Origin of the sequence: Pseudomonas corrugata (assembly GCF_001269905.1) — a bacterium.
GTDB classification, from domain to species: domain Bacteria; phylum Pseudomonadota; class Gammaproteobacteria; order Pseudomonadales; family Pseudomonadaceae; genus Aquipseudomonas; species Aquipseudomonas corrugata.
Genome location: NZ_LHVK01000014.1, coordinates 306,966 through 328,915, shown reverse-complemented (window position 1 = coordinate 328,915; position 21,950 = coordinate 306,966). Strand labels below are relative to the sequence as shown.

The window sequence follows — 21,950 nt, the reverse complement described above, 5'->3', positions numbered from 1 at the left end:
CTTCGCGAGCAGGCTCGCTCCCACATTGGATCAAGTACGCTGCCGACCAATTGTGGGAGCGAGCCTGCTCGCGATAGGGCCGCAGGCCCGAGTCATGACTCGCCGGTAATGTCCTTGGGCACCCGCTGATCGATCACCCGATACAACGCGCTGTCCTCAGGCCAATTGCGCATGAATCGCGCCCGATCCCGGGCATAGGCTGGGGCGAAGCTGGCGTGGGTGCGGTGCTGACACATGGAGTCCAGATCGATCAGCGCCCAGCGGTCGTGCTGCCAGAACAGGTTGTGGCCCTTGAGGTCGCCGTGGCTGATGCGCTCGCGGATCAGGTCGGCGAACAATCGATCCAGCGCCAGCAACTCGGACTCGGGCGCCTCCCCGCTTTCCACGCAAGGGGCAAAACGCTCGATGATATCGGGCCCCGACAGATGCTCGGTCACCAGGTAGGCACCACGACGCAGCCACAGGAAACGCTTTTCCAGCAAGGCCAGTGGTTTGGGGGTGGCGATGCCGAGAAACGTCAGCCGATGCCCTTCGCGCCAGGAGTGCCAGGCACGACTGGGACGCCAGAAGCGCTTGAGCCAATGGACGAAGCTCTTGATGTTGTAGCGTTTGATAACCAGGGTGCGGCCGTCCACCTCGACTTTGCCGACACTCGCCGCGCCCCCGGTCTTGTACAAGTGGCCCTGGTCCAGCAAGGCATCTGCTCGCTCCAGCACCGGTATCATGGCCGCTTCTTCATCACGCCGGATCGCCCGCAGGCCGAATGCTCCACGCTGCACGCTGAACAGGCTGCATTCGCGCCCGACCTTTTCCAGGAAGTCCTTCAGTCGCCAGGCCTGAACCTTGTCGATCTGCTTTTGCAGCGCCTCCATGGGTAACGCGTGCTCGGCGTTGCCCAGCAGGTAGTGCACCAACAGCTCTTCATTGAACGGTTCGAGGGATTTAGGCAACTGAGCGAAAAACACCCCCAGGTTCTCCAGCACTTTTTGCCGAGACAACGCTTTTCCCGGTGTTTCAGCACGAATGCCAGCGCCATCGATCAGGTAGAGCTTGCCGTCGTGGCGTAGCAGATTGTCCAGATGCAGGTCTTCCTGCCAGAGTCCTTTGCCGTGCAGTTGCGCAATCGCGCCAAGGGCTTCGGCCAATACCGCCGCTTGCTCGTCGGCCAGCAAGGGCAACTGTTCGACCTGCTTCCAGGCGTCCCCCAGGCTTTCAGCGCCTTCGAGGAACTCGAACAACAACCAACCGCCCTCGCCGTCTTTCAGGCCGTCGGCCAGCAACACCGGCGTCGTCAAACCCTGTTCCGCCAGCAGGCGCACGCCTTGCAGTTCGCGCTGGAAATGCCGGGCCGCCTTGCTGCCGACCAGCAATTTGGCCAGCACCGGCCGGCCGCGCCAGACGCCGGCACCGACATAACGCTGCCCCGGCAGCACCCGCAACAGCGACAGCAACTGCAATTGCGCCGGGCCGGCGGCATCGGCCAGCTCCACGCTCAGGGGCAGGCCGGGACTGCGACCGGCGCTTTTCAATTCGGACAAATGCATCAACGGGCTTCCTTGTGGCTGCGCCGGGCGGTCAGGCGGGTCAACCAGCGATCGACCAGAGCGGCGTCCGCTGGCTGATCCAGATAGGCAGCCAACAACTGACGAACCTCGCCTTCATTCCAGACTGACGCACGACGCAGCAAAGGCTCAAGATCCTTGACCCTGTCGCGCTGACCGAACAGTAGCGGGCGGGTCTTCTCCAGGTCGATCAATTGCGCCTGATAGCCATCGGCAGTCGCTTGCAGAAAGATGTGCTTGGGGTAAAAGCAACCATGAACCTGATGCATGCCATGCAGCCGCCGCGCCAGGTGACCGCAGGCTTTCAGGACGGTCGAACGTTGCGCCGCCGTCAGCGCCGGCCAGTCCTGCAACAGCGAATCCAGATCATCCCAGCCATCCAGGGCCCGCGTCAGCAGGATCGCTCGCACCTCGCCGTCGATCTTGCGCTGGCCGTAGAACACAGCTTGCAAGGCCGGGATACCCAACTGGCGATAACGGCTGATGTTGCGAAATTCCCGGGAAAAGCTCGGCTCACCGAAGGGGTGGGACAAGGTCCGCGTCAAGTAATTGCTCTGGCGCTTGAGGTAATAGCCCCGCCCTTCCAGCTCCAGCCGAAACACACTGCTCCAACCATCGCCCGACGTATTGGGCTCGTCCACCGCCTCCAGTTGCCGTGCCCATAAGGCGTCGAAACTGTCCAGACCATGGCGTTCCAGCAATGGCCGGTCTTCAGCGGCCAGGAAATCAGTCATTCACGCCCCTCGAAAAATCTCACCACGTGACGGATGCGCTTCTTGTCGCACGTATCGAGTCGATCGCGTTGGCGGTATTGCAGGTAGAAACGCAGGCGCTGGGTGGCCGACAAGTGATACTTGGCGACTTTGTCCAGGCACGCCAGGTCCTTGGTGATGCGGTACTTGAGCCAGAATCCCCGCCAGAAATCACCGTTCGGGCAGTCGATCAAAAACAGCCGTGACCGGTCGTCGATCAACAGATTGCGCCACTTCAGGTCGTTATGGGTGAAACGATGCTCGTGCATGGTCCGGGTATAACCGGCCAGTTGCCGGCTCACTCCATCAACCCAGGCACGATCAGCCAGCCGCAGGTCGTGTCGCTCGGCCAGAGCCGAGAGGTCTTCGGTGCAGGGCAGTTCGCGGGTGATCATCGCCCCCCGGGCATAGGCGGCGCCGTTGCGCTCCAGGCCCCATGCCACGATCTCGGCCGTAGGAATGCCCCACTTGGCGAAGCGCTTGAGGTTCTGCCATTCGGACTTGACCCGCGGCTTGCCCAGGTAACGGCGCAAACCCTTGCCTGCCCCGACGTAGCGCTTGACGTAATAGTTCACGCCATCGCGCTGTACGCGGATCACCTCCGACAGCGGGTCGCGGGTCAAGCGCTCCCCTTGCAGGGCGAATACCGCATCGAGGCTGCCGAAATCCTGCGCCAGCTCGGCGTACGCCGGCTCCAGTTTCCAACCCGACATCAGAGCGCATCCCCGTACCGCTGTTTGCGGGCATAGAGTTTGTTGGCCTTGGCTTCGAGCCTGCTCAACAGTGCGGCCTCTTGCGCCAGGATCCGGCGCAACGGCTGCTGAAAGTAGCCCTTCAAAAAGCGCAGCTTGTCACGACGGGTCAGTCCGATGTCCAGCGCCGAGAAATACAGCGCAGCCAAGTCCTTGTTGCGCCAACGAGTGGTAATGGCCGGCCGGGTCTGGGCGCGATGCAGGTCAATCACCGAGAGCTTGAAATCCCGCGGGGTCACCGGCTTGTCGGTGTGCAGCAGAAAATGGCAGATGTAGCAGTCGCGATGGTTGACCCCGGCACGGTGCATCATGCCGGTCATGCGCGCCACTTCGGCGATCAGGGCCCGCTTGAGCGCCGGTTGCGGCGGATGCTTGACCCAGTCGATGCTGAAGTCTTCGAGACTGATGGTCGGCGCCAGCTCTTCGGTGACGATGAAGGAGTGCTGGTCCGCCGGGTTCTGGCCCTTTTCGCCATACGCAACGGCGGTCATGGTCGGCACGCCGACTTCCTGCAGGCGCTGGATGGCTTTCCACTCCTGCCCCGCACCGAGGACCGGCAGCTTGGCGGTGACCAGGTTCTTGACGATCTCGCCCCAACCGATGCCACGGTGGATCTTCACGAAAAAGCCGCGACCGTCCACCTCGGTGCGCAAGGTGCGCCGGGCTTCCAGTTCACGATAGACCTCGCCCTTGAGCGCCTCGACTTCGACGAACGCATCGCGCCCGGCCCAAAGGCTCTTGAACGGTTCGGCCAGCATCAATTTCATTACGGGTGCTCCGCCAATATCACATCGGCCGCGTGCTGCGGCATGCTGTAGAGGTCGGCCGTTTCCGCGAAGGCCAGACCATTGCGGCTCCAGGCCGCCCGCGCATCGGCATCACCCAGCATCCGTTCCAGGTATTCGGTGAGCTGCGCCTGTTCGAACGGCTCGTCCAGCACCAGCCCACTGTCGGCCTCGGCGATGTAATGGGCGTACCCGCACACCGCACTGACCAGCACCGGCAACCCGGCCACCAGCGCTTCGAGCAGCACAGTGCCAGTGTTTTCGTTGTACGCCGGATGAATCAACAGGTCGGCGCCCAGGAGGAAACGCGGGATATCGCTGCGCCCCTTGAGGAATCGCACATTGTCACCGAGCCCCAACGTGGCGCTCTGCAATTGGAATACTTTGGGGTCGTCCTGGCCGATTACAAACAGCCGGGTACGTTTTTTCAGTTCGGCAGGCAGAGCGGCGAGCGCCTTGAGACTGCGATCCACGCCCTTGGTCTTGAACCCGGACCCGATTTGCACCAATAGCAGATCGTCATCGGCCAGTTCGAACTCAGCACGGAACGCGGCACGAATCGCGTCAGCATCGGCGGGTCGGCGGCGGTCCTGGGCGATGCCCGGCGGCAATAAGTGGAAGCGCTCCAGTGGCGTGCCGTAATGCTTGATGAACAGCGGCTGCTGGACTTCGGAAATCATCAGCACGTCTGTCTTGGCGTCCCTGGCGAACACCGCTCGCTCGTACTCGGCAAAATGCCGGTAGCGACCCCAGCGTCGATACAAGGAATTGCGCAGGGTCTGCGCCTTGTCTTCAAAACAGCCGTCGGCGGCGTAATACACGTCCAGGCCAGGCATCTTGTTGAAGCCGATCAAACGGTCTACCGGGCGCCTGGCCAGGTCGGCTTCCATCCACGCACTGAGCTTCTCGTTGCGACGATGGTTGAACAGTGCCTTGACTGGTGCCACCAACACTTCGAAACCCGGCGGGACGTCACCTTCCCAGATCAGCGTGTAGACACGGATCTGATGACCACGCCGCTGGCATTCCAGGGCGATGCGCATGAAGTCACGCTGCAGGCCGCCGAAGGGAAAGTATTTATAAAGGACAAAAGCCAATTGCATCAGCGCGGCTCCTCAGCCAATAACGTGCTCAGGTGGCTGGCAACACGCTCGGGGTTCAGTCGCGTAAAGCACAAGGGCTGCTCGCGCTTCAGGTCAAACCGACGGGCATCTTCGGCGGTCGGCGGATAAGTGCATTGTTTCTGCATGCAAGGGGCACAGGGGAAATCGCTGGCAAGATGGATCTGGCCCTTGCCATAGGCGCCAGTCAGCACCGGGTTGGTGGGGCCGAGCAGTGAGATGGTCGGCACGTCCAGGGCGGCGGCCAGGTGACCCAGGCCAGTGTCTACCGCCACACAAGCCTGGGCGCCGGCCAGTACCTTGCCCATCCCACCCAGGTTCAGTTTCGGCAGCACCAGGGCGTTACGCAGCCCATTGGCGATACGTTCGGCCCGGGCTTTTTCCAGCGGATTGCCCCACGGCAACTTCACCACCACGCCGAACTGGCCCATGCGCTCGGTGAGCTGGCGCCAATACAGCTCCGGCCAGTGCTTGGATTCCCATGTCGTGCCGTGCAGGAACACCACATAAGGGTACGCGCGCGGAAGTTCCACCAAACGATCGACGCTCAGGCCGTAGTTGCCCAGGCTCTGGGGCAGGTCATAGCCCAGCGCCACGGCGAACAACTGCCGCACACGCTCTACCGCGTGCTGACCGCGTGCCACCGCCAGGCGACGGGAATAGAAACGCGCAGCCAGGGGTTCACGGGCCGAATCCTTATCCAGGCCGGCCACAGGAGCCTTGACGTAGCGAGTCAGCCAGGCACTTTTGAGCAGGCCCTGGGCATCGATCACCAGGTCATACCGTTCAGCGCGCATGCTCTGCTTGAAGCGTCGCCACTCGCCGCTCTTGATGGTTTGCCAGAGGTTCTTGCGCCAGCGGCGGATCGCCACCGGAATGACCTTACCCACGGCCGGGTGCCAGGTCGGAATCTCGGCGAAACCCTCTTCCACCACCCAATCGAACCGGATGCCGGGAATCGCCCGCGCCGCGTCGGTCAACGCCGGCAGCGTGTGGACCACATCACCCAGCGAAGAGGTCTTGATCAACAGTACCCGCAAGTTACTGGACCTCCACGGGGATGCCCTGCAAACGTGCCAGAGCATCATTCACCGACGGAGGCATGAGCTGACGCAGACAATTGTAATGACCGAAGCGGCAGGTACGGTCGAAGCACGGGCTGCATTCAATGCCCAGGCGCACCACTTCGACCTTGTCGGCCAGTGGTGGCGTAAAACCCGGCGAGGTAGAGCCGTAAACGGCCACCAATGGGCGGTTCAGGGCGGCGGCCACGTGCATCAGCCCGGAATCGTTGGACACCACCGAATCGGCGCAGGACAACAGGTCAATGGCTTCCGCCAGGGACGTGTCACCACTGAGGTTTACCGCCTCTTCCCGCAGGCCCGGAATCAGCCGCGAACGGATGTCCTCGCCCACCGAGTGATCGTTTTTCGAACCGAAGAGCCAGACTTGCCAACCTTCGCGGATCTTCGCTTCGGCCACCTGGGCGTAATGATCCGCCGGCCAACGCTTGGATTCGCCGAACTCGGCACCGGGGCACAACGCCAACACCGGGCGGTCCAGGCTCAGGCCGAACTTGGCCAGCGCCGCTTCGCGGGTCACTGGATCGATCTGCAGATCAGGACGCGGGTAGGGCTTGGGCAACTCGGCACCCGGCGCATAGGCCAGGGCCATGAAACGCTCGATCATCAGCGGATAGCGATCTTTGTCCAGCGTGCGCACATCGTTGAGCAGGCCATAGCGGAACTCGCCGCGCCAGCCGGTACGCTTGGGGATCCCGGCGAAGAACGGCACCAATGCCGACTTCAACGAGTTGGGTAACAGGATTGCCTGGTCATATTGACTGGCCAGGGACTTGCCGATGCGTCTGCGGGTCGCCAGCTCCAGCACACCGTGACCGAGCGGAAAGCTCAAGGCCTTGCGTACTTGCGGCATGCGTTCCAGGATCGGTCGGCTCCACTCGGGGGCCAGGACGTCGATCTCGCATTGCGGGTGGAGCTGTTTCAGGCACTGGAACAGTGTCTGCGCCATCACCATGTCACCGACCCAACTGGGCCCAACGATCAAAATATTCATGTGCGTTCCAAAAACGATACGGGGAGGCCTACGCCTCCCCGCCTCGAGAATCACTGTGGCCCAGGTCGTTGCCTTCTGCCTTCAATCTACAACACATCACACTTCCATTGTGGGAGCGGGCTCGCTCGCGATGAGGTCGGCACAGCCAACATCAACATCGCCCGATACACCGCCTTCGCGAGCAGGCTCGCTCCCACAGGGGGTCTTCATCTACCCCAAATACATCAAACACCACAAATCCATTGTGGGAGCGAGCCTGCTCGCGATGAGGCCGGCACCGTCAACATCAATGCCGCCTGACACTCCGCCTTCGCGGGCAGGCTCGCTCCCACAGGGGGTCTTCATCTACCCCAAATACATCAAACACCACAAATCCATTGTGGGAGCGAGCCTGCTCGCGATGAGGCCGGCACAGTCAACATCAATGCCGCCTGATACTCCGCCTTCGCGAGCAGGCTCGCTCCCACAGGGGGTCTTCATCTACCCCAAATACATCAAACACCACAAATCCATTGTGGGAGCGAGCCTGCTCGCGATGAGGCCGGCACAGTCAATCAATGCCGCCTGACACTCCGCTTTCGCGAGCAGGCTCGCTCCCACATTCAATACTCAGCTCAGTCCCAGCTCGCGCCAGATCCGCAGCACCTGTCTGCGCTCATCCACAAACTGGTCGCCGGTGATCACCCCGGCCTCTTTCTGCAAGGCCTGGCGGTGGGCGGCGGAGCGGTAGGCTTTATAGGCCTCGCGCAGCAGGGCGGCATCTTCGGGCGGCATCAGGCCGACCTCTTGCAACCCTTCCAGGATGCGGATGTTATCGGTGTAGCGCGCCAGCGATGGGTGTTCCTCGGACCACGCCAGGGCCGCGTATTGCACCATAAATTCAATATCGACGATACCTCCGGCGTCCTGCTTGATATCGAAGGGCGCTGCCGCCTCGAAAGCATTTGGCGCGGTGCCGGCGGCAGTGGCCTTGCTACCCAGGTTATCGCGCATCTTGGCGCGCATCTCGCTGACCTCCTGGCGCAACGTAGGCAGATCGCGTTTGCGCCCAAGCACCTGAGCCCGGACTTTCTCGAAGGCCTGGCCCACATCCTGACTGCCCACCAATACCCGGGCCCGCACCAGTGCCTGGTGCTCCCAGGTCCAGGCTTCATTCTCCTGATAACGGGCAAATGCCCCAAGGGAACTGACCAGCAACCCCGACGCCCCGGACGGCCGCAGGCGCATATCCACTTCATATAACTGTCCGGAGTTGGTCTGAGCCGTCAGCAAATGGATGATCCGTTGGCCAAGCCGGGTGAAGAACTGTGCTCCGTCGATGGGTTTAGGCCCGTCGGTTTCCGCCTGGGGATCGCCGTCGTGGATAAACACCAAGTCCAGATCGGAACCATGCCCCAATTCCAGGCCGCCGACTTTCCCGTAACCGACAATAATGAAGCCCGGATCGCACAAACTGCCGTCCGTGCGCAACGGTACGCCATGCTTGGCCGCCGTCTGGCGCCAGGCCAGGGCCAGGACTTGCTCGAGAATTGCCTCGGCCAGCCAGGTCAGGTAATCGCTGACCTTCATAAGCGGCAGGCTGCCGGCGATTTCCGACGCGGCCACCCGCAGCCGGTGTGCCAGTTTGAAATGCCGCAGGGCTTCCATCTGCTGCTCCAGGTCATCCTCGGGAATCCGCGTCAGGCGTTCGCGCAACTCCGCCGCCAGCTCCGGTGCCAAGGGCGGCTTGAACAGACGACCTTCATTGAGCAACTCATCCAACAGCAAGGGGAAACGGGTGATCTGCTCGGCGATCCACGGGCTCGCCGCGCACAGCGTCAGCAAGCGCCGCAGGGCGCCGGGGTTTTCCGTCAGCAGCACCAGATAGGCCGAACGACGGGCCACTGCCTCCACCAATGGCAATACCCGTTCAAGCACCAGGTCTGGATCGGCATGTTCCACCGCCTGGGCCAGCAGGCGAGGAATGAATGCATCCAGACGTTCACGCCCCAGGCGCTGCATGGCGCGCAATTGCGGACTGGTGCGCAGGACGGCCAGGGCCTTCAGCGCCTTGGGTGCATTGACGAAACCACCCTCCTCCAACTGCCGGCACGCGGCCTCTTCGTCCTGGCTGTCTTCCCATAACGGCAACCACTCACCGCCCACCACCACCTCGCTTTCGCTGCCCTCTTCTTCATCCGGATCAGCGATGACCTGACCAAAATGCCAGGCCACGCGCCCACGCCAATACATTAATTGCTCGTGGAACGCCGCCCAGTCGGCAAAGCCCAGCATGAATGCGATGCGCGCCTGATCCTGGGGGCTGTCCGGCAGCATCTGGGTCTGGCGGTCGGCGATGGCCTGGATCGCATGCTCGGTGTATCGCAGGAATTCATAGCCCTGACGCAGCTCGTCGATCACTTCGGCAGGCAGATAACCTTGGCCTTCCAGGGTGCCCAGCACTTTCAGCAACGGGCGCTGTTGCAGGCTCAGGTCGCGCCCGCCGTGGATCAACTGGAACGCCTGGGCGATGAACTCCACTTCACGGATACCGCCCGACCCCAGCTTGATATTGTCGGCCATGCCTTTGCGCCGCACTTCCTGCTGGATCAGTTGCTTCATGGTGCGCAGCGCTTCGATGGCGGAAAAATCCAGGTAACGGCGATAAACGAACGGGCGCAGCATGTCGAGCAACTGCGCACCCGCCACCTGGTCGCCCGCCACCACCCGCGCCTTGATCATCGCGTAGCGTTCCCAGTCGCGCCCCTGATCCTGGTAATACTGCTCCAGGGCGTTGAAGCTCAGCACCAGCGCACCGGCCGAGCCGTAGGGGCGCAAACGCATGTCGACGCGGAACACGAAACCGTCGACGGTTATCAGGTCCAGGGCCTTGATCAGGCGCTGGCCAACGCGGATGAAGAATTCCTGGTTATCCAGCGGCCGCTTCACACCAACGGTTTCGCCGCCCTCGGGGTAGGCGAAGATCAGGTCGATGTCCGACGACAGGTTCAACTCCACCGCACCCAGCTTGCCCATGCCCAGGATCACCATGTGCTGTGCAGCACCACTGCGTCGACCGGTGGGCGTGCCGAATTGCTGGCAGAGTCGCTGGTACAACCACTGGTAGGCCTGGTCGATGCAGGTATCGGCCATGTCCGACAGATCGCGGCAGGTCTGGACGAGGTCGGCCTTGCGGTTCAGGTCGCGCCAGATGATCCGCACCTGCTGGCGCGTACGCTGGCGGCGCAGGACACGCCCCAGTTCATCTTCGCTCTCGGCGGCCTGCACCGCCGCGCCTATCTGCGCGCACATTTCGCCGGCGGCCAGGCTGCGGTCCAGTTCGCCACTGCGCACCAGTTCCAGTAGCATCAAAGGTTCGCGGACACTCTGCTCGATGACAAAATCACTGGCGGCCGCGACGCGATGGAACTCCTTCCAGCGCTCCGGCGTCCAGGTAGACAGCTCGGGGTCATTGTCCAGCAGGGCAACCGCCGCACGGAACGACTGCTCGGCACGGCTGACCAATGACTGGAGAATTGCCGGTATTTCGGCACGCAGGGGCAGGCTCATGGTCTATCCTTGATCGGCGCGGGAAAGGCTGGATGTAGTGTTTTTTCCAAAGCCACTACCTGATTGACTGTCGAACAAAGATGATAAATAGCTAAAAATCTGATTTTATTGGCAGCCGACATCAAGTTTTTACCTGTTCGAGTCAGCAAAAGACCAACAGTAACGATTATTCTCACAACGGAACGAGGGGCCAAAAGCCTTTCATGTGTAGTTTTACTACTCGTCTATACATTCGAGAGGCTGAAACAGCCGGCGATTTGTAGTAAAACTACACGCCGCCGAAACAACCTTCGGCAATCCAAGAATTTTATACCGTCTGCCCACAAGGCCAGTCGCAAACTCAGGCAACCGATTCTGGTAGCCTTTCCGCCCTGGAGCAAGCCATGCAAGACCTCGATCCCGTCGAAACCCAGGAATGGCTGGACGCCCTGGAATCGGTTCTCGACAAAGAAGGCGAAGACCGTGCTCATTATCTGATGACCCGTATGGGCGAACTCGCAACCCGCAGCGGTTCGCAACTGCCCTACGCCATCACCACGCCATACCGCAACACGATCCCCGTTACCCACGAAGCACGCATGCCTGGCGACCTGTTCATGGAACGCCGCATTCGCTCGCTGGTGCGCTGGAACGCGTTGGCCATGGTCATGCGCACCAACCTGAAAGATTCTGACCTGGGCGGTCACATCTCCAGCTTCGCTTCCAGCGCGACGCTGTATGACATCGGCTTCAACTACTTCTTCCAGGCCCCGACCGACGAACACGGCGGCGACCTGATCTACTTCCAGGGTCACGCATCGCCAGGCGTCTATGCCCGTGCGTTCATGGAAGGTCGTATCTCCGAAGACCAGATGAACAACTTCCGCCAGGAAGTGGACGGCAACGGCCTGTCCTCGTACCCGCACCCTTGGCTGATGCCTGACTTCTGGCAGTTCCCGACCGTTTCGATGGGGCTGGGCCCGATCCAGGCGATCTACCAGGCGCGCTTCATGAAGTACCTGGAAGCCCGCGGCTTCATCCAGCCGGGCAAGCAGAAAGTCTGGTGCTTCATGGGTGACGGCGAGTGCGACGAGCCGGAATCCCTGGGGGCGATCTCCCTGGCCGGCCGCGAGAAGCTGGACAACCTGATCTTCGTCATCAACTGCAACCTGCAGCGCCTCGACGGCCCGGTTCGCGGCAATGGCAAGATCATCCAGGAACTCGAAGGCGTATTCCGTGGCGCCCAGTGGAACGTCAACAAGGTCATCTGGGGCCGTTTCTGGGACCCACTGCTGGCAAAGGACGTCGACGGCATCCTGCAACGTCGCATGGACGAAGTCATCGACGGCGAGTACCAGAACTACAAGGCCAAGGACGGCGCGTTCGTCCGCGAGCACTTCTTCAACACGCCTGAACTCAAGGCCATGGTTGCCGACCTGTCCGACGACGAGATCTGGAAGCTCAACCGTGGCGGCCACGACCCGTACAAGGTCTACGCAGCGTACCACCAGGCGGTCAACCACAAGGAACAGCCAACCGTCATCCTGGCCAAGACCATCAAGGGTTATGGCACCGGTGCCGGCGAAGCGAAGAACACCGCGCACAACACCAAGAAAGTCGATGTCGACAGCTTGAAGCTGTTCCGCGATCGCTTCGACATTCCGGTCAAGGACAGCGACCTGGAAAACCTGCCGTTCTTCAAACCCGAGGAAGGCAGTGCCGAGGCCCGTTACCTGGCCGAGCGCCGCGCCGCACTGGGCGGTTTCGTACCGCAGCGTCGCGCCAAGAGCTTCAGCGTCCCGACCCCGCCACTGGAAACCCTCAAGGCGATCCTGGACGGCTCGGGCGACCGCGAAATCTCCACCACCATGGCTTTCGTGCGGATCCTCGCGCAATTGGTCAAGGACAAGGAAATCGGCTCGCGTATCGTTCCGATCATTCCGGACGAAGCCCGTACCTTCGGTATGGAAGGCATGTTCCGCCAACTGGGCATCTACTCGTCCGTCGGCCAGCTCTACGAGCCCGTCGATAAAGACCAGGTGATGTTCTACCGCGAAGACAAGAAAGGCCAGATCCTCGAGGAAGGCATCAACGAAGCGGGCGCCATGAGCTCCTTCATTGCCGCCGGTACTTCGTACTCCAGCCACAACCAGCCGATGCTGCCGTTCTACATCTTCTACTCGATGTTCGGCTTCCAGCGTATCGGCGACCTGGCCTGGGCCGCTGGCGACAGCCGCACCCGTGGCTTCCTGATCGGCGGTACCGCCGGCCGGACCACCCTTAACGGTGAAGGCCTGCAGCACGAAGACGGCCATAGCCACATGCTGGCCGGGACCATCCCGAACTGCCGCACCTATGATCCGACCTACGGCTACGAGCTGGCGGTGATCATTCAGGACGGCATGAAGAAGATGACCGAAGAGCAACAGGACGTCTTCTACTACATCACCGTGATGAACGAGTCCTACCAGCAGCCAGCCATGCCGGCCGGCGTGGAAGCGGGCATCGTCAAGGGCATGTACCTGCTCGAGGAAGACACCCGCGAAGCGGCCCACCACGTCCAATTGATGGGCTCCGGCACCATCCTGCGCGAAGTGCGTGAAGCGGCGAAGATTCTGCGTGAAGAGTTCAACATCGGCGCCGACGTCTGGAGCGTTACCAGCTTCAACGAACTGCGTCGCGACGGCCTGGCCGTGGAGCGCAGCAATCGCCTGCATCCTGGCCAAAAGCCGAAACTGAGCTATGTCGAAGAGTGCCTGAACGGCCGCAAAGGTCCGGTCATCGCATCCACCGACTACATGAAGCTATTCGCCGAGCAAATCCGCCAGTGGGTTCCATCCAAGGAATTCAAGGTGCTGGGCACCGACGGTTTCGGCCGTAGCGACAGCCGCAAGAAGCTGCGTCACTTCTTCGAAGTCGACCGTAAGTTCGTTGTGTTGGCAGCCCTGGAAGCCCTGGCTGACCGTGGCGATATCGAACCAAAAGTGGTGGCCGAAGCCATCGCCAAGTTCGGCATCGATCCGGAAAAACGCAACCCACTGGACTGCTGAGGAGAATTTCCGTGAGCGAACTCATTCGCGTACCTGACATCGGCAGCGGTGAAGGTGAAGTAATTGAACTGTTTGTGAAGGTCGGCGACCGCATCGAAGCCGACCAGAGCATCCTGACACTTGAATCGGACAAGGCCAGCATGGAAGTGCCTGCGCCGAAGGCCGGGGTCATCAAGAGTCTGAAAGTGAAGCTGGGCGATCGCCTGAAAGAAGGCGACGAACTGCTGGAGCTGGAAGTCGAAGGCGCCGCTGCGGCGCCTGAAGCAGCGGCCCCTGCACCTGCCCCGGCGCCGGCTGAAAAGCCTGCTGCCGCCCCGGCTGCCGAAGCCGCGCCGGCTCCAGCCGCTGCGCCTGCCGCCGCCACTGTCCAGGACATCCATGTCCCGGACATCGGTTCGTCGGGCAAGGCCAAGATCATCGAAGTACTGGTCAAGGCCGGCGACACCGTCGAAGCCGACCAGTCGCTGATCACCCTGGAGTCCGACAAGGCCAGCATGGAAATCCCCTCGCCGGCCGCCGGCGTGGTGGAGAGCGTCGAGATCAAGCTGGAAGACGAAGTCGGCACCGGTGACCTGATCCTTAAACTGAAAGTGGCTGGCGCCGCCGCGCCTGCCGCTCCAGCGCCTGCACCTGCTGCACCGGCCAAGGCTGAAACCGCGCCGGCGCCGGCTGCCGCGCCTGCCGCCAAGGCCGAGGCCGCGCCAGCCCCTGCCGCAGCGCCTGCGCCAAGCGGTGCCAAGGTGCACGCCGGCCCCGCAGTACGTCAGTTGGCCCGCGAGTTCGGTGTCGAGCTGTCCGCCGTCGGCCCGAGCGGCCCACACGGCCGCGTGCTGAAGGAAGACGTGCAGGCCTACGTCAAGGCCATGATGCAGAAAGCCAAGAATGCACCGGCCGAAGGCGCCACAGGCGGCGCAGGCATCCCGCCGATCCCGGCAGTGGACTTCAGCCGCTTCGGCGAAACCGAAGAAGTTGCAATGACCCGCCTGATGCAGATCGGCGCGTCGAGCCTGCACCGCAGCTGGCTGAATATCCCCCACGTGACTCAGTTCGACCAGGCTGACATCACCGAACTGGAAGCCTTCCGCGTCGCGCAGAAAGCCGTGGCTGAAAAGGCCGGCGTGAAGCTGACCGTACTGCCGCTGCTACTCAAGGCCTGCGCACACCTGCTCAAGGAGCTGCCGGACTTCAACAGCTCCCTGGCGCCAAGCGGCAAGGCTGTGATCCGCAAGAAATACGTACACATCGGCTTTGCCGTCGATACCCCGGAAGGCCTGCTGGTACCGGTCATCCGCAACGTCGACCAGAAGAGCCTGCTACAACTGGCTGGCGAAGCGGCTGCCCTGGCCGAAAAGGCCCGGAACAAGAAGCTCACCGCCGACGACATGCAGGGCGCCTGCTTCACGATCTCCAGCCTCGGGCACATTGGCGGCACCGGCTTCACGCCGATCGTCAACGCGCCGGAAGTGGCGATCCTGGGTGTATCCAAGGCCACCATCCAGCCTGTCTGGGACGGTAAAGCCTTCCAGCCGAAGCTGATGCTGCCGCTGTCGCTGTCCTACGATCACCGTGTGATCAACGGCGCCGCCGCTGCACGCTTCACCAAACGTCTGAGCGACCTGCTGGGCGACATCCGCACCATCCTGCTGTAACCCGAATGGCCCTCCCCACGGGGGGCCATCCGAACGCTGTTTTCCGAGCGCCACGCTCGTACCTCAACCCCGCCGACGGCGGGGCTTTTTTTGCCTGCTATAAACGCACCAGAACCTGTGGGAGCAAAGCTTGCTCGCGATATCGGTGGATCAGCCAATATCGTTCTCGACTGAGCTCGCCCTGATCGCGAGCAAGCTTTGCTCCCACAGGGTTACCTGCCTTGACTGACAAGCATCAGGCCGTTTGCCGGCGACCTTTCCTATGTCATCTATCAGTCATTACCCACAACTTGCGTCCCCTTCCCTATCAGTATTTATTCAGCGTCGAGCTTTAGCATCGGCACGCAGCGACAACTTTTTGCTCGCACAAGTACTTTTAAAATGCTGCCTTTCGAATGGACTCGAACATGTTCAGACCCACCGTCGGACCGATTGTCGGCCACACCACGACCGACCACGCACGAATATTCCTGCGCGGCGACAAAGACCCCAAGCTTCCGGTATTCGCAGGACTTCGTTACAGACGCCAGGGCGATACGAGATGGACGAATGAACATTTCATTCAATTGCACGCCTATCGCGATATGACCGATGTGATCGTTTTGAGGAACCTGCAAGACGGCACCGTCTATGAATACCAGGCCGGGTGGTTTACCGCGCCTCACAAAGACGCCACGCAAGCGTCTCGACAATGGCCCGAGGACATCCATCGGTTACGCACGCCGACGGCGGATACCGGCATTCCACACGCTTATATCGTGGGTTCTTGCCGTTATCTGCGCATCACCGCCGGCGCTCCCTCAGCCCCCGAACTCGGGGACCGCACGTTCGCCGGCATCCAGCGTATCGTGGACCAGGCCAATCCACCAATCAGCGGCGTATTGATGGCGGGGGACCAGGTTTATCTCGACGATTTGAACATTGTGGCCCCGGACCGGACCTACAAAGACATCCTGTTCAAATACCGCACTGTCTTTTCTCAACCCAACATCAGCAAGTTGATGTCCGCCGTACCGACTTACATGATCCTCGACGACCATGAAATCGAAGACAACTGGCCCGCCAACAGACAAGTCGATGACGACATTCTCTACGCCAACGCCATGAGCGCCTATGGCCTCTATCAAGCCAGCCATAGCCCGGCCCACGCACTATCAAGCGACGGCAAATTGAACAGGTCGCTGCCGCACTACTGGTATCAGTTCGCTCACGGCGATATCGAATGGTTCGTCACCGACAGCCGGACACGACGCAACTTGTCGATGGCCGACCGACGCATACTGGATATCGAGCAGGAGCGGTCGTTGCTCGACTGGCTCATGAACAGCACCGCCCGGGTCAAATTCATCGTCACCAGCGTCATGTTCTACCCCGACCGCATACTCAATGATGGCGACGCCTGGCAGGCGTTCCCGCAACAGCGTCTGCGATTGCTGGAGTGCATTCGTCGCCATGGGATAAGAAACGTAATCATCGTGTCCGGCGACGTCCACGGCTCCATGACCAGCCGCCTGTGTCACAGCGAGGATGCCGATTTCGAGCTGCACACCATCGTTGCCTCGCCGTTTTGCAACAGTGAGCTGCTGCCTTACGCCGCCACTTCGGATTTTATTTTCAAGCCACCCATGACCCGGACCGAAAACGGTAACTATCAGTATGAGCTGACCAGCACAGTGGTCAGCCAGGACAACTTCGCGCACCTGCATGTCTCGACCCAGAGCCTTCACGTGACCTTTCACGACCGTGACGGCTACCCTTTGCAGCGAGTCGATATCCCGTTGCGCTGACGAACGGTATTCCCTTGCAGGCCCTCTGATCGGCTGACGACTGGAGAAATCCGCTTATTGGCCGATAAGGTTTATAGCACTTAGCCTTCATCTCTCTTGTCAGCCAGTGTCGCAATGATGCAACCTTGCGGCAATCCTTGATAACGAGGGGCGTCAGCCCGGCGCGATCAGCATTCTCGAAGCGAGTTTCCCCATGAAAAGCCAACCCGATGCCGCCAGCCGTATGGCGGCCGAGGTAGTGACGCAGTTACCGGTGCCCTCGCGGCTCGGTATGCTGCGTTTCGAGCGGCTGAATGAAGCGAGCTGGGCACTGCTGTTCCTCGACCCCAATTGCGAACGTTACTTCGGCCTGCCGGCGGTAGAGCTTTGCTCACTGGTCAGCTCGCCCTATGCCAGCCTGATGGAGCCTGAAGCGCGCTACCAGCTGCATGATGCCATTCAAGAACAACTGGCCCAGGCCCCGCATTACCTGATCCGCTATACGCTTCACACCTCCAAGGGCCCCATGAACCTGCTGGAAATGGGTGAAGCGTACAAACAGCACAATCGCCACCTGCTGCGCGGCTACCTGATGGCGGTGGACAACCTGCTGCAAAACGAGCCATCGATGCCGGCCCTGGATCTGGAAACCCAGAACTCGCGCCTGCAGATAGCCCTGGAGCTGAACCAGCGCGCCCAGCAAGAGCAACTTCAGCATCTGGACCGCGTGCGCGCCCAGCAGGACCTCATCCTGCTGCTGACCCGCCAGCGCTACAGCGCCAATAATTCCTTGCTCGAAGCCGCCGAACTCATCACCCGCAGCGCCTGCGACATCTACCAGATCGATTGCGCCAGCATCTGGAACCTGGAGGACGACAAGCTGGTGCCGATCTCCGCCTACAACCGTGCTTCCCAGGAATACTTTCGGCCGGACGTGATCGACGCCAATGAGTACCCTGACTACATGGAAGCGCTGCAGACCTGCCGCGCCATTGATGCCCATAACGCGACACGCGACCCACGCACCCGGGAAATGGCTGAAAACCTGCGCGCCCGCAACGTCAACGCCATGCTCGATGCCAGCGTGCGGATCGATGGTCAGGTGGTGGGCGTGCTGTGCCTGGAACAGGTGGGCGCCACCCGTGCCTGGCAGTCGGACGAGATCGCCTTTGCCGGTGAACTGGCGGACCAGTTCGCCCAGGTCATCAACAACCACAACCGACGCATCGCCACCAGTGCCCTGCACTTGTTCCAGCGAGCAGTGGAACAAAGCGCCAACGCGTTCCTGCTGGTCAACTGCGATGGCGTGGTGGAGTACGTCAACCCGAGCTTCACCGCCATCACTCAATACACCACCGAGGAAGTCCACGGCCAACGCCTGTCCGAACTGCCGGCCCTGGAAAACCTCAGCGAGCTGCTGTTCGACGCTCCCTCGGCCCTGGCCCAGAGCAATAGCTGGCAAGGCGAGTTCAAGAGTCGACGCAAGAATCTGGAACCCTACTGGGGCCAACTGTCGATTTCCAAGGTCTACGGCGACAACCGCGAGCTGACCCACTATATCGGCATCTACGAAGACGTTACCCAGACCAAGCTGGCGCAGCAGCGCATCGAGCGCCTGGCCTACACAGACAACCTGACCAACCTGGGCAATCGACCGGCGTTCATTCGCAATCTCGATGAACGCTTCGCCCGGGACAGTGACTCGCCCATCAGCCTGCTGCTGGTGGACATCGACAACTTCAAGCGAATCAATGACAGCCTCGGCCACCAGACCGGTGACAAACTGCTGATCAGCCTGGCCCGGCGCTTGCGCAACAGCCTGAGCCCCAGCGGCAGCCTGGCACGCTTCGCCAGCAACGAATTCGCCGTGCTGCTGGATGACACCGACCTGGAGGTTGGCCAACAGGTCGCCAGCCAGTTGCTGATGACGCTCGACAAGCCGATGTTCGTCGATAATCAGTTGATCAGCGTGACCGGCTCCGTGGGCCTGGCCTGTGCCCCGCTGCATGGCCGTGACCCCCAGACCCTGATGCGCAACGCCGGACTCGCCCTGCACAAGGCCAAGGCCAACGGCAAGCATCAGGTCCAGGTCTTCACCGAAGCACTGAACGCCGAGGCCAGCTACAAGCTGTTCGTGGAAAACAACCTGCGCCGCGCCCTGACCCAGAACGAGCTCGACGTGTTCTACCAGCCCAAGCTGTGCCTGCGCAGCGGCCGCCTGCTGGGCATGGAAGCGCTGCTGCGTTGGAACCATCCGGAAAAAGGCATGATCCGACCGGACCAGTTCATCAGCGTGGCCGAAGAAACCGGCCTGATCATCCCCATCGGCAAATGGATCGCCCGCCAGGCCTGCCGCATGAGCAAGCAGTTGACCGCCGCCGGCCTGGGCAACCTGCAGGTGGCGATCAACCTGTCGCCCAAGCAGTTCTCCGACCCGGACCTGGTTGCCTCGATTGCCAGCATCCTGAAGGAAGAACAACTGCCCTCACGGCTGCTGGAACTGGAGCTGACCGAAGGCCTGCTGCTGGAAGCCACCGAAGACACCCACTTGCAACTTGACCAGCTCAAGCGCCTGGGCCTGACCCTGGCCATGGACGACTTCGGTACCGGCTATTCGTCCCTGAGCTACCTGAAGAAATTCCCGATCGACATCATCAAGATCGATCGCAGCTTCATCCATGAGATCCCGGACAACCAGGACGACATGGAAATCACTTCCGCGGTGATCGCCATGGCCCACAACCTGAAACTCAAGGTGGTGGCCGAGGGAATCGAAACCGCCCAGCAACTGGCCTTCCTGCGTCGCCATCGCTGCGATGTCGGCCAGGGCTACCTGTTCGACCGGCCAATCCCCGGTGCGGAGCTGATCGAGAAGCTCAAGCGCTACCCGCGCGGCCCAATTGACTGACAGCGCTGTAACACTCGGGCACACTGACAGTCTTATTGCTTGAACTCGCTCAACTCAATCTGACTGAGAGGACTGATGATGGTCTTGCGCTCGGAAATTCTGGTGAACAAAAACGTGCTCCCTACTCAAGAACAAGCTCTGCCTGGCCGTGAAACCCCGATCAAGGTTCCGGGTCAACACTTCGTCAACGGCAATCCACTGCTCGGCCCGTTTCCGGGCAATGTAGAGTTCGCGATTTTCGGCCTGGGCTGTTTCTGGGGCGCGGAACGTCGTTTCTGGCAACGTGAGGGGGTCTACAGCACCTCGGTGGGCTACGCCGGCGGCTTCACCCCCAACCCGACCTACGAAGAGGTCTGCTCGGGCCTGACCGGCCACAGCGAAGTGGTGCTGGTGGTCTACGAACCGGAAAAGGTCAGCTACGAAGAACTGCTGGCAATGTTCTGGGAATTGCACAACCCGACCCAGGGCATGCGCCAGGGTAACGATATCGGCACTCAGTATCGCTCGGTGATCTATTGCACCAAGCCTGAACAACTGGAAGCGGCGAAGAAGAGCAAGGCGGTGTTCCAGGCTGAACTGACCAAGGCCAGCCTCGGGGAAATCACCACCGAGATCGATGAAGCGCCGACGTTCTACTATGCCGAGGCTTACCATCAACAGTACCTGGCGAAGAACCCCGAGGGCTATTGCGGGATTGGCGGGACAGGCGTGACCTGCCCCATCTGACTTTCGAGCCTCGAAAAGCTTCGCGAGCAAGCCCGCTCCCACCCTGGTCCGGGGTGAACACAACATCCATGTTCACCACCAACCCCCTGTGGGAGCGAGCCTGCTCGCGATAGCGGTGGGTCAGCTTGCATGGATGTTGAATGTACCGCCGCCTTCGCGAGCAGGCTCGCTCCCACCCTGGTCCGGGGTGGACACAACATCCATGTTCACCACCAACCCCCTGTGGGAGCGGGCTTGCTCGCGATGGCGGTGAGTCAGCTTGCTTGGGTGTCGAATGTACCGCTGCCTTCGCGAGCAGGCTCGCTCCCACCCTGGTCCGGGGTGAACACAACATCCATGTTCACCACCAACCCCCTGTGGGAGCGGGCTTGCTCGCGATAGCGTCCTGCCAGACAGCATCAAACTCGCGGATCAGCGCTCGGCAATCAACCAATCCATCTGCCATCCACCCTGGGTCTGCCCGAGCTTTTTCGACAGCCAAGGCAGCAATTCACGCAATTCCTCTTCCAGCCCCCACGGCGGGTTGGCAATCGCCAGGCCGGAGCCGTTCAGGCTGTCGGGAGTGGCGAGCGGATGCACCAGCAGTTCCACTCGCAACAGCTTTGGCGCGCCCGTGCCGGCCAGATCCTGATAGAAGCGACGCAGCATCCGCTGATCCTTCACCGGGTACCAGATCGCCGCCACCGTCTGACGCATCCGGCCGATGGCCTCCTTGAGGGAGGCGGCACAGCGCTGCATTTCATCAAGCTTCTCGAAGGGCGGATCGATCAGCATCAAGCCGCGTTTTTCTGCCACCGGCAGCAAGGCACGGGGGACGTGCCAGCCCTCACCCAGATGCACCGCCACGCGACGATCACCCTTCATGTTGTCCTTGAGCAGCACACCGTCTTCAGGGTGCTTTTCATTGAGCAAGACCCTATCCTGCGAGCGCGTCAGACGCCGCGCCAGCTCCGGTGAGCCCGGGTAATAGCGCAACTGTCCGTCCGGGTTCATCTCGTGCAGCACTTTCATGTAGTCGGCGGTCAGCGGCGGTAAATCGTCCTGTCCCCATAAGCGCGCGATGCCTTCCAGGTATTCACCGGTACGATTGGCCTGGTCGCCCTGCAGGTCATACAACCCGATGCCCGCATGGGTATCGAGGTAGGCGAAGGGCTGCTCCTTGCGCGCCATCAGTGCGATAAGGCGGGTCAAGGTCAGGTGTTTGAACACATCGGCGTGATTGCCGGCGTGGAAGGCGTGGCGATAGTTCATGGCGGCTCCTGCGAAGGGCGACGA

Annotated in this window: 14 protein-coding genes; 5 read left to right on the top strand and 9 right to left on the bottom strand. The window is 61.3% G+C overall.

The features are described 5' to 3' along the window. Nucleotides 1–92: 92 nt before the first annotated feature. The 8 genes from AD665_RS19700 to glnE form a co-directional block, all read right to left on the bottom strand. Complete coding sequence (locus AD665_RS19700) at nucleotides 93–1,544, bottom strand: lipopolysaccharide kinase InaA family protein (RefSeq protein ID WP_053193263.1); 1,452 nt, start codon at nucleotides 1,542–1,544, stop codon at nucleotides 93–95. Continuing rightward, a complete protein-coding gene (locus AD665_RS19695; RefSeq protein WP_024781446.1) occupies nucleotides 1,544–2,296 on the bottom strand; it encodes a lipopolysaccharide kinase InaA family protein in 753 nt (250 codons plus the stop codon). Before AD665_RS19695 ends, AD665_RS19700 begins: the two co-directional genes overlap by 1 nt. Further along, on the bottom strand, nucleotides 2,293–3,027 hold the full coding sequence (locus tag AD665_RS19690) for a lipopolysaccharide kinase InaA family protein (protein WP_024781447.1): 735 nt from the start codon (nucleotides 3,025–3,027) through the stop codon (nucleotides 2,293–2,295). The genes AD665_RS19695 and AD665_RS19690 overlap by 4 nt, the downstream gene beginning before the upstream one ends. Further along, nucleotides 3,027–3,833, bottom strand: a complete 807-nt coding sequence (gene rfaP, locus AD665_RS19685; RefSeq protein ID WP_024781448.1) for a lipopolysaccharide core heptose(I) kinase RfaP — start codon at nucleotides 3,831–3,833, stop codon at nucleotides 3,027–3,029. Before rfaP ends, AD665_RS19690 begins: the two co-directional genes overlap by 1 nt. Then, nucleotides 3,833–4,954, bottom strand: a complete 1,122-nt coding sequence (locus AD665_RS19680; RefSeq protein ID WP_053193258.1) for a glycosyltransferase family 4 protein — start codon at nucleotides 4,952–4,954, stop codon at nucleotides 3,833–3,835. Before AD665_RS19680 ends, rfaP begins: the two co-directional genes overlap by 1 nt. Next, nucleotides 4,954–6,012 carry a lipopolysaccharide heptosyltransferase I gene (waaC, locus tag AD665_RS19675; protein ID WP_024781450.1) on the bottom strand — a complete coding sequence of 353 codons (1,059 nt, stop codon included), beginning with the start codon at nucleotides 6,010–6,012 and terminating at the stop codon, nucleotides 4,954–4,956. Before waaC ends, AD665_RS19680 begins: the two co-directional genes overlap by 1 nt. 1 nt (nucleotide 6,013) lies before the next feature. After that, nucleotides 6,014–7,048, bottom strand: coding sequence for a lipopolysaccharide heptosyltransferase II (gene waaF, locus AD665_RS19670; protein ID WP_024781451.1), 1,035 nt, complete (start codon nucleotides 7,046–7,048; stop codon nucleotides 6,014–6,016). Nucleotides 7,049–7,657: 609 nt separating this feature from the next. Continuing rightward, the gene (gene glnE, locus AD665_RS19665) at nucleotides 7,658–10,597 is read right to left on the bottom strand and encodes a bifunctional [glutamate--ammonia ligase]-adenylyl-L-tyrosine phosphorylase/[glutamate--ammonia-ligase] adenylyltransferase (protein WP_053193256.1); all 2,940 of its coding nucleotides are present in this window, start codon (nucleotides 10,595–10,597) and stop codon (nucleotides 7,658–7,660) included. A gap of 383 nt (nucleotides 10,598–10,980) precedes the next feature. Between glnE and aceE the strand changes: the two genes are divergently transcribed. The 5 genes from aceE (at nucleotide 10,981) to msrA (ending at nucleotide 20,675) form a co-directional block, all read left to right on the top strand. Beyond that, complete coding sequence (gene aceE / locus AD665_RS19660) at nucleotides 10,981–13,626, top strand: pyruvate dehydrogenase (acetyl-transferring), homodimeric type (RefSeq protein WP_024779841.1); 2,646 nt, start codon at nucleotides 10,981–10,983, stop codon at nucleotides 13,624–13,626. Nucleotides 13,627–13,637: 11 nt separating this feature from the next. Beyond that, nucleotides 13,638–15,275, top strand: a complete 1,638-nt coding sequence (aceF, locus tag AD665_RS19655; protein WP_024779842.1) for a dihydrolipoyllysine-residue acetyltransferase — start codon at nucleotides 13,638–13,640, stop codon at nucleotides 15,273–15,275. 407 nt (nucleotides 15,276–15,682) lie between these two features. Further along, a complete protein-coding gene (locus tag AD665_RS19650; RefSeq protein ID WP_053193254.1) occupies nucleotides 15,683–17,062 on the top strand; it encodes an alkaline phosphatase D family protein in 1,380 nt (459 codons plus the stop codon). 193 nt (nucleotides 17,063–17,255) lie between these two features. Further along, entirely contained in the window at nucleotides 17,256–19,949 is a 2,694-nt protein-coding gene (locus AD665_RS19645; protein ID WP_053193252.1) for a putative bifunctional diguanylate cyclase/phosphodiesterase, read from the top strand. Nucleotides 19,950–20,027: 78 nt separating this feature from the next. Then, the gene (msrA, locus tag AD665_RS19640) at nucleotides 20,028–20,675 is read left to right on the top strand and encodes a peptide-methionine (S)-S-oxide reductase MsrA (protein WP_053193403.1); all 648 of its coding nucleotides are present in this window, start codon (nucleotides 20,028–20,030) and stop codon (nucleotides 20,673–20,675) included. 411 nt (nucleotides 20,676–21,086) lie between these two features. On the opposite strand, the gene AD665_RS19635 is transcribed toward msrA, so the two are convergent. Further along, nucleotides 21,087–21,926, bottom strand: coding sequence for a 23S rRNA (adenine(2030)-N(6))-methyltransferase RlmJ (locus tag AD665_RS19635; RefSeq protein WP_053193251.1), 840 nt, complete (start codon nucleotides 21,924–21,926; stop codon nucleotides 21,087–21,089). Between the last annotated feature and the right edge of the window lie 24 nt (nucleotides 21,927–21,950).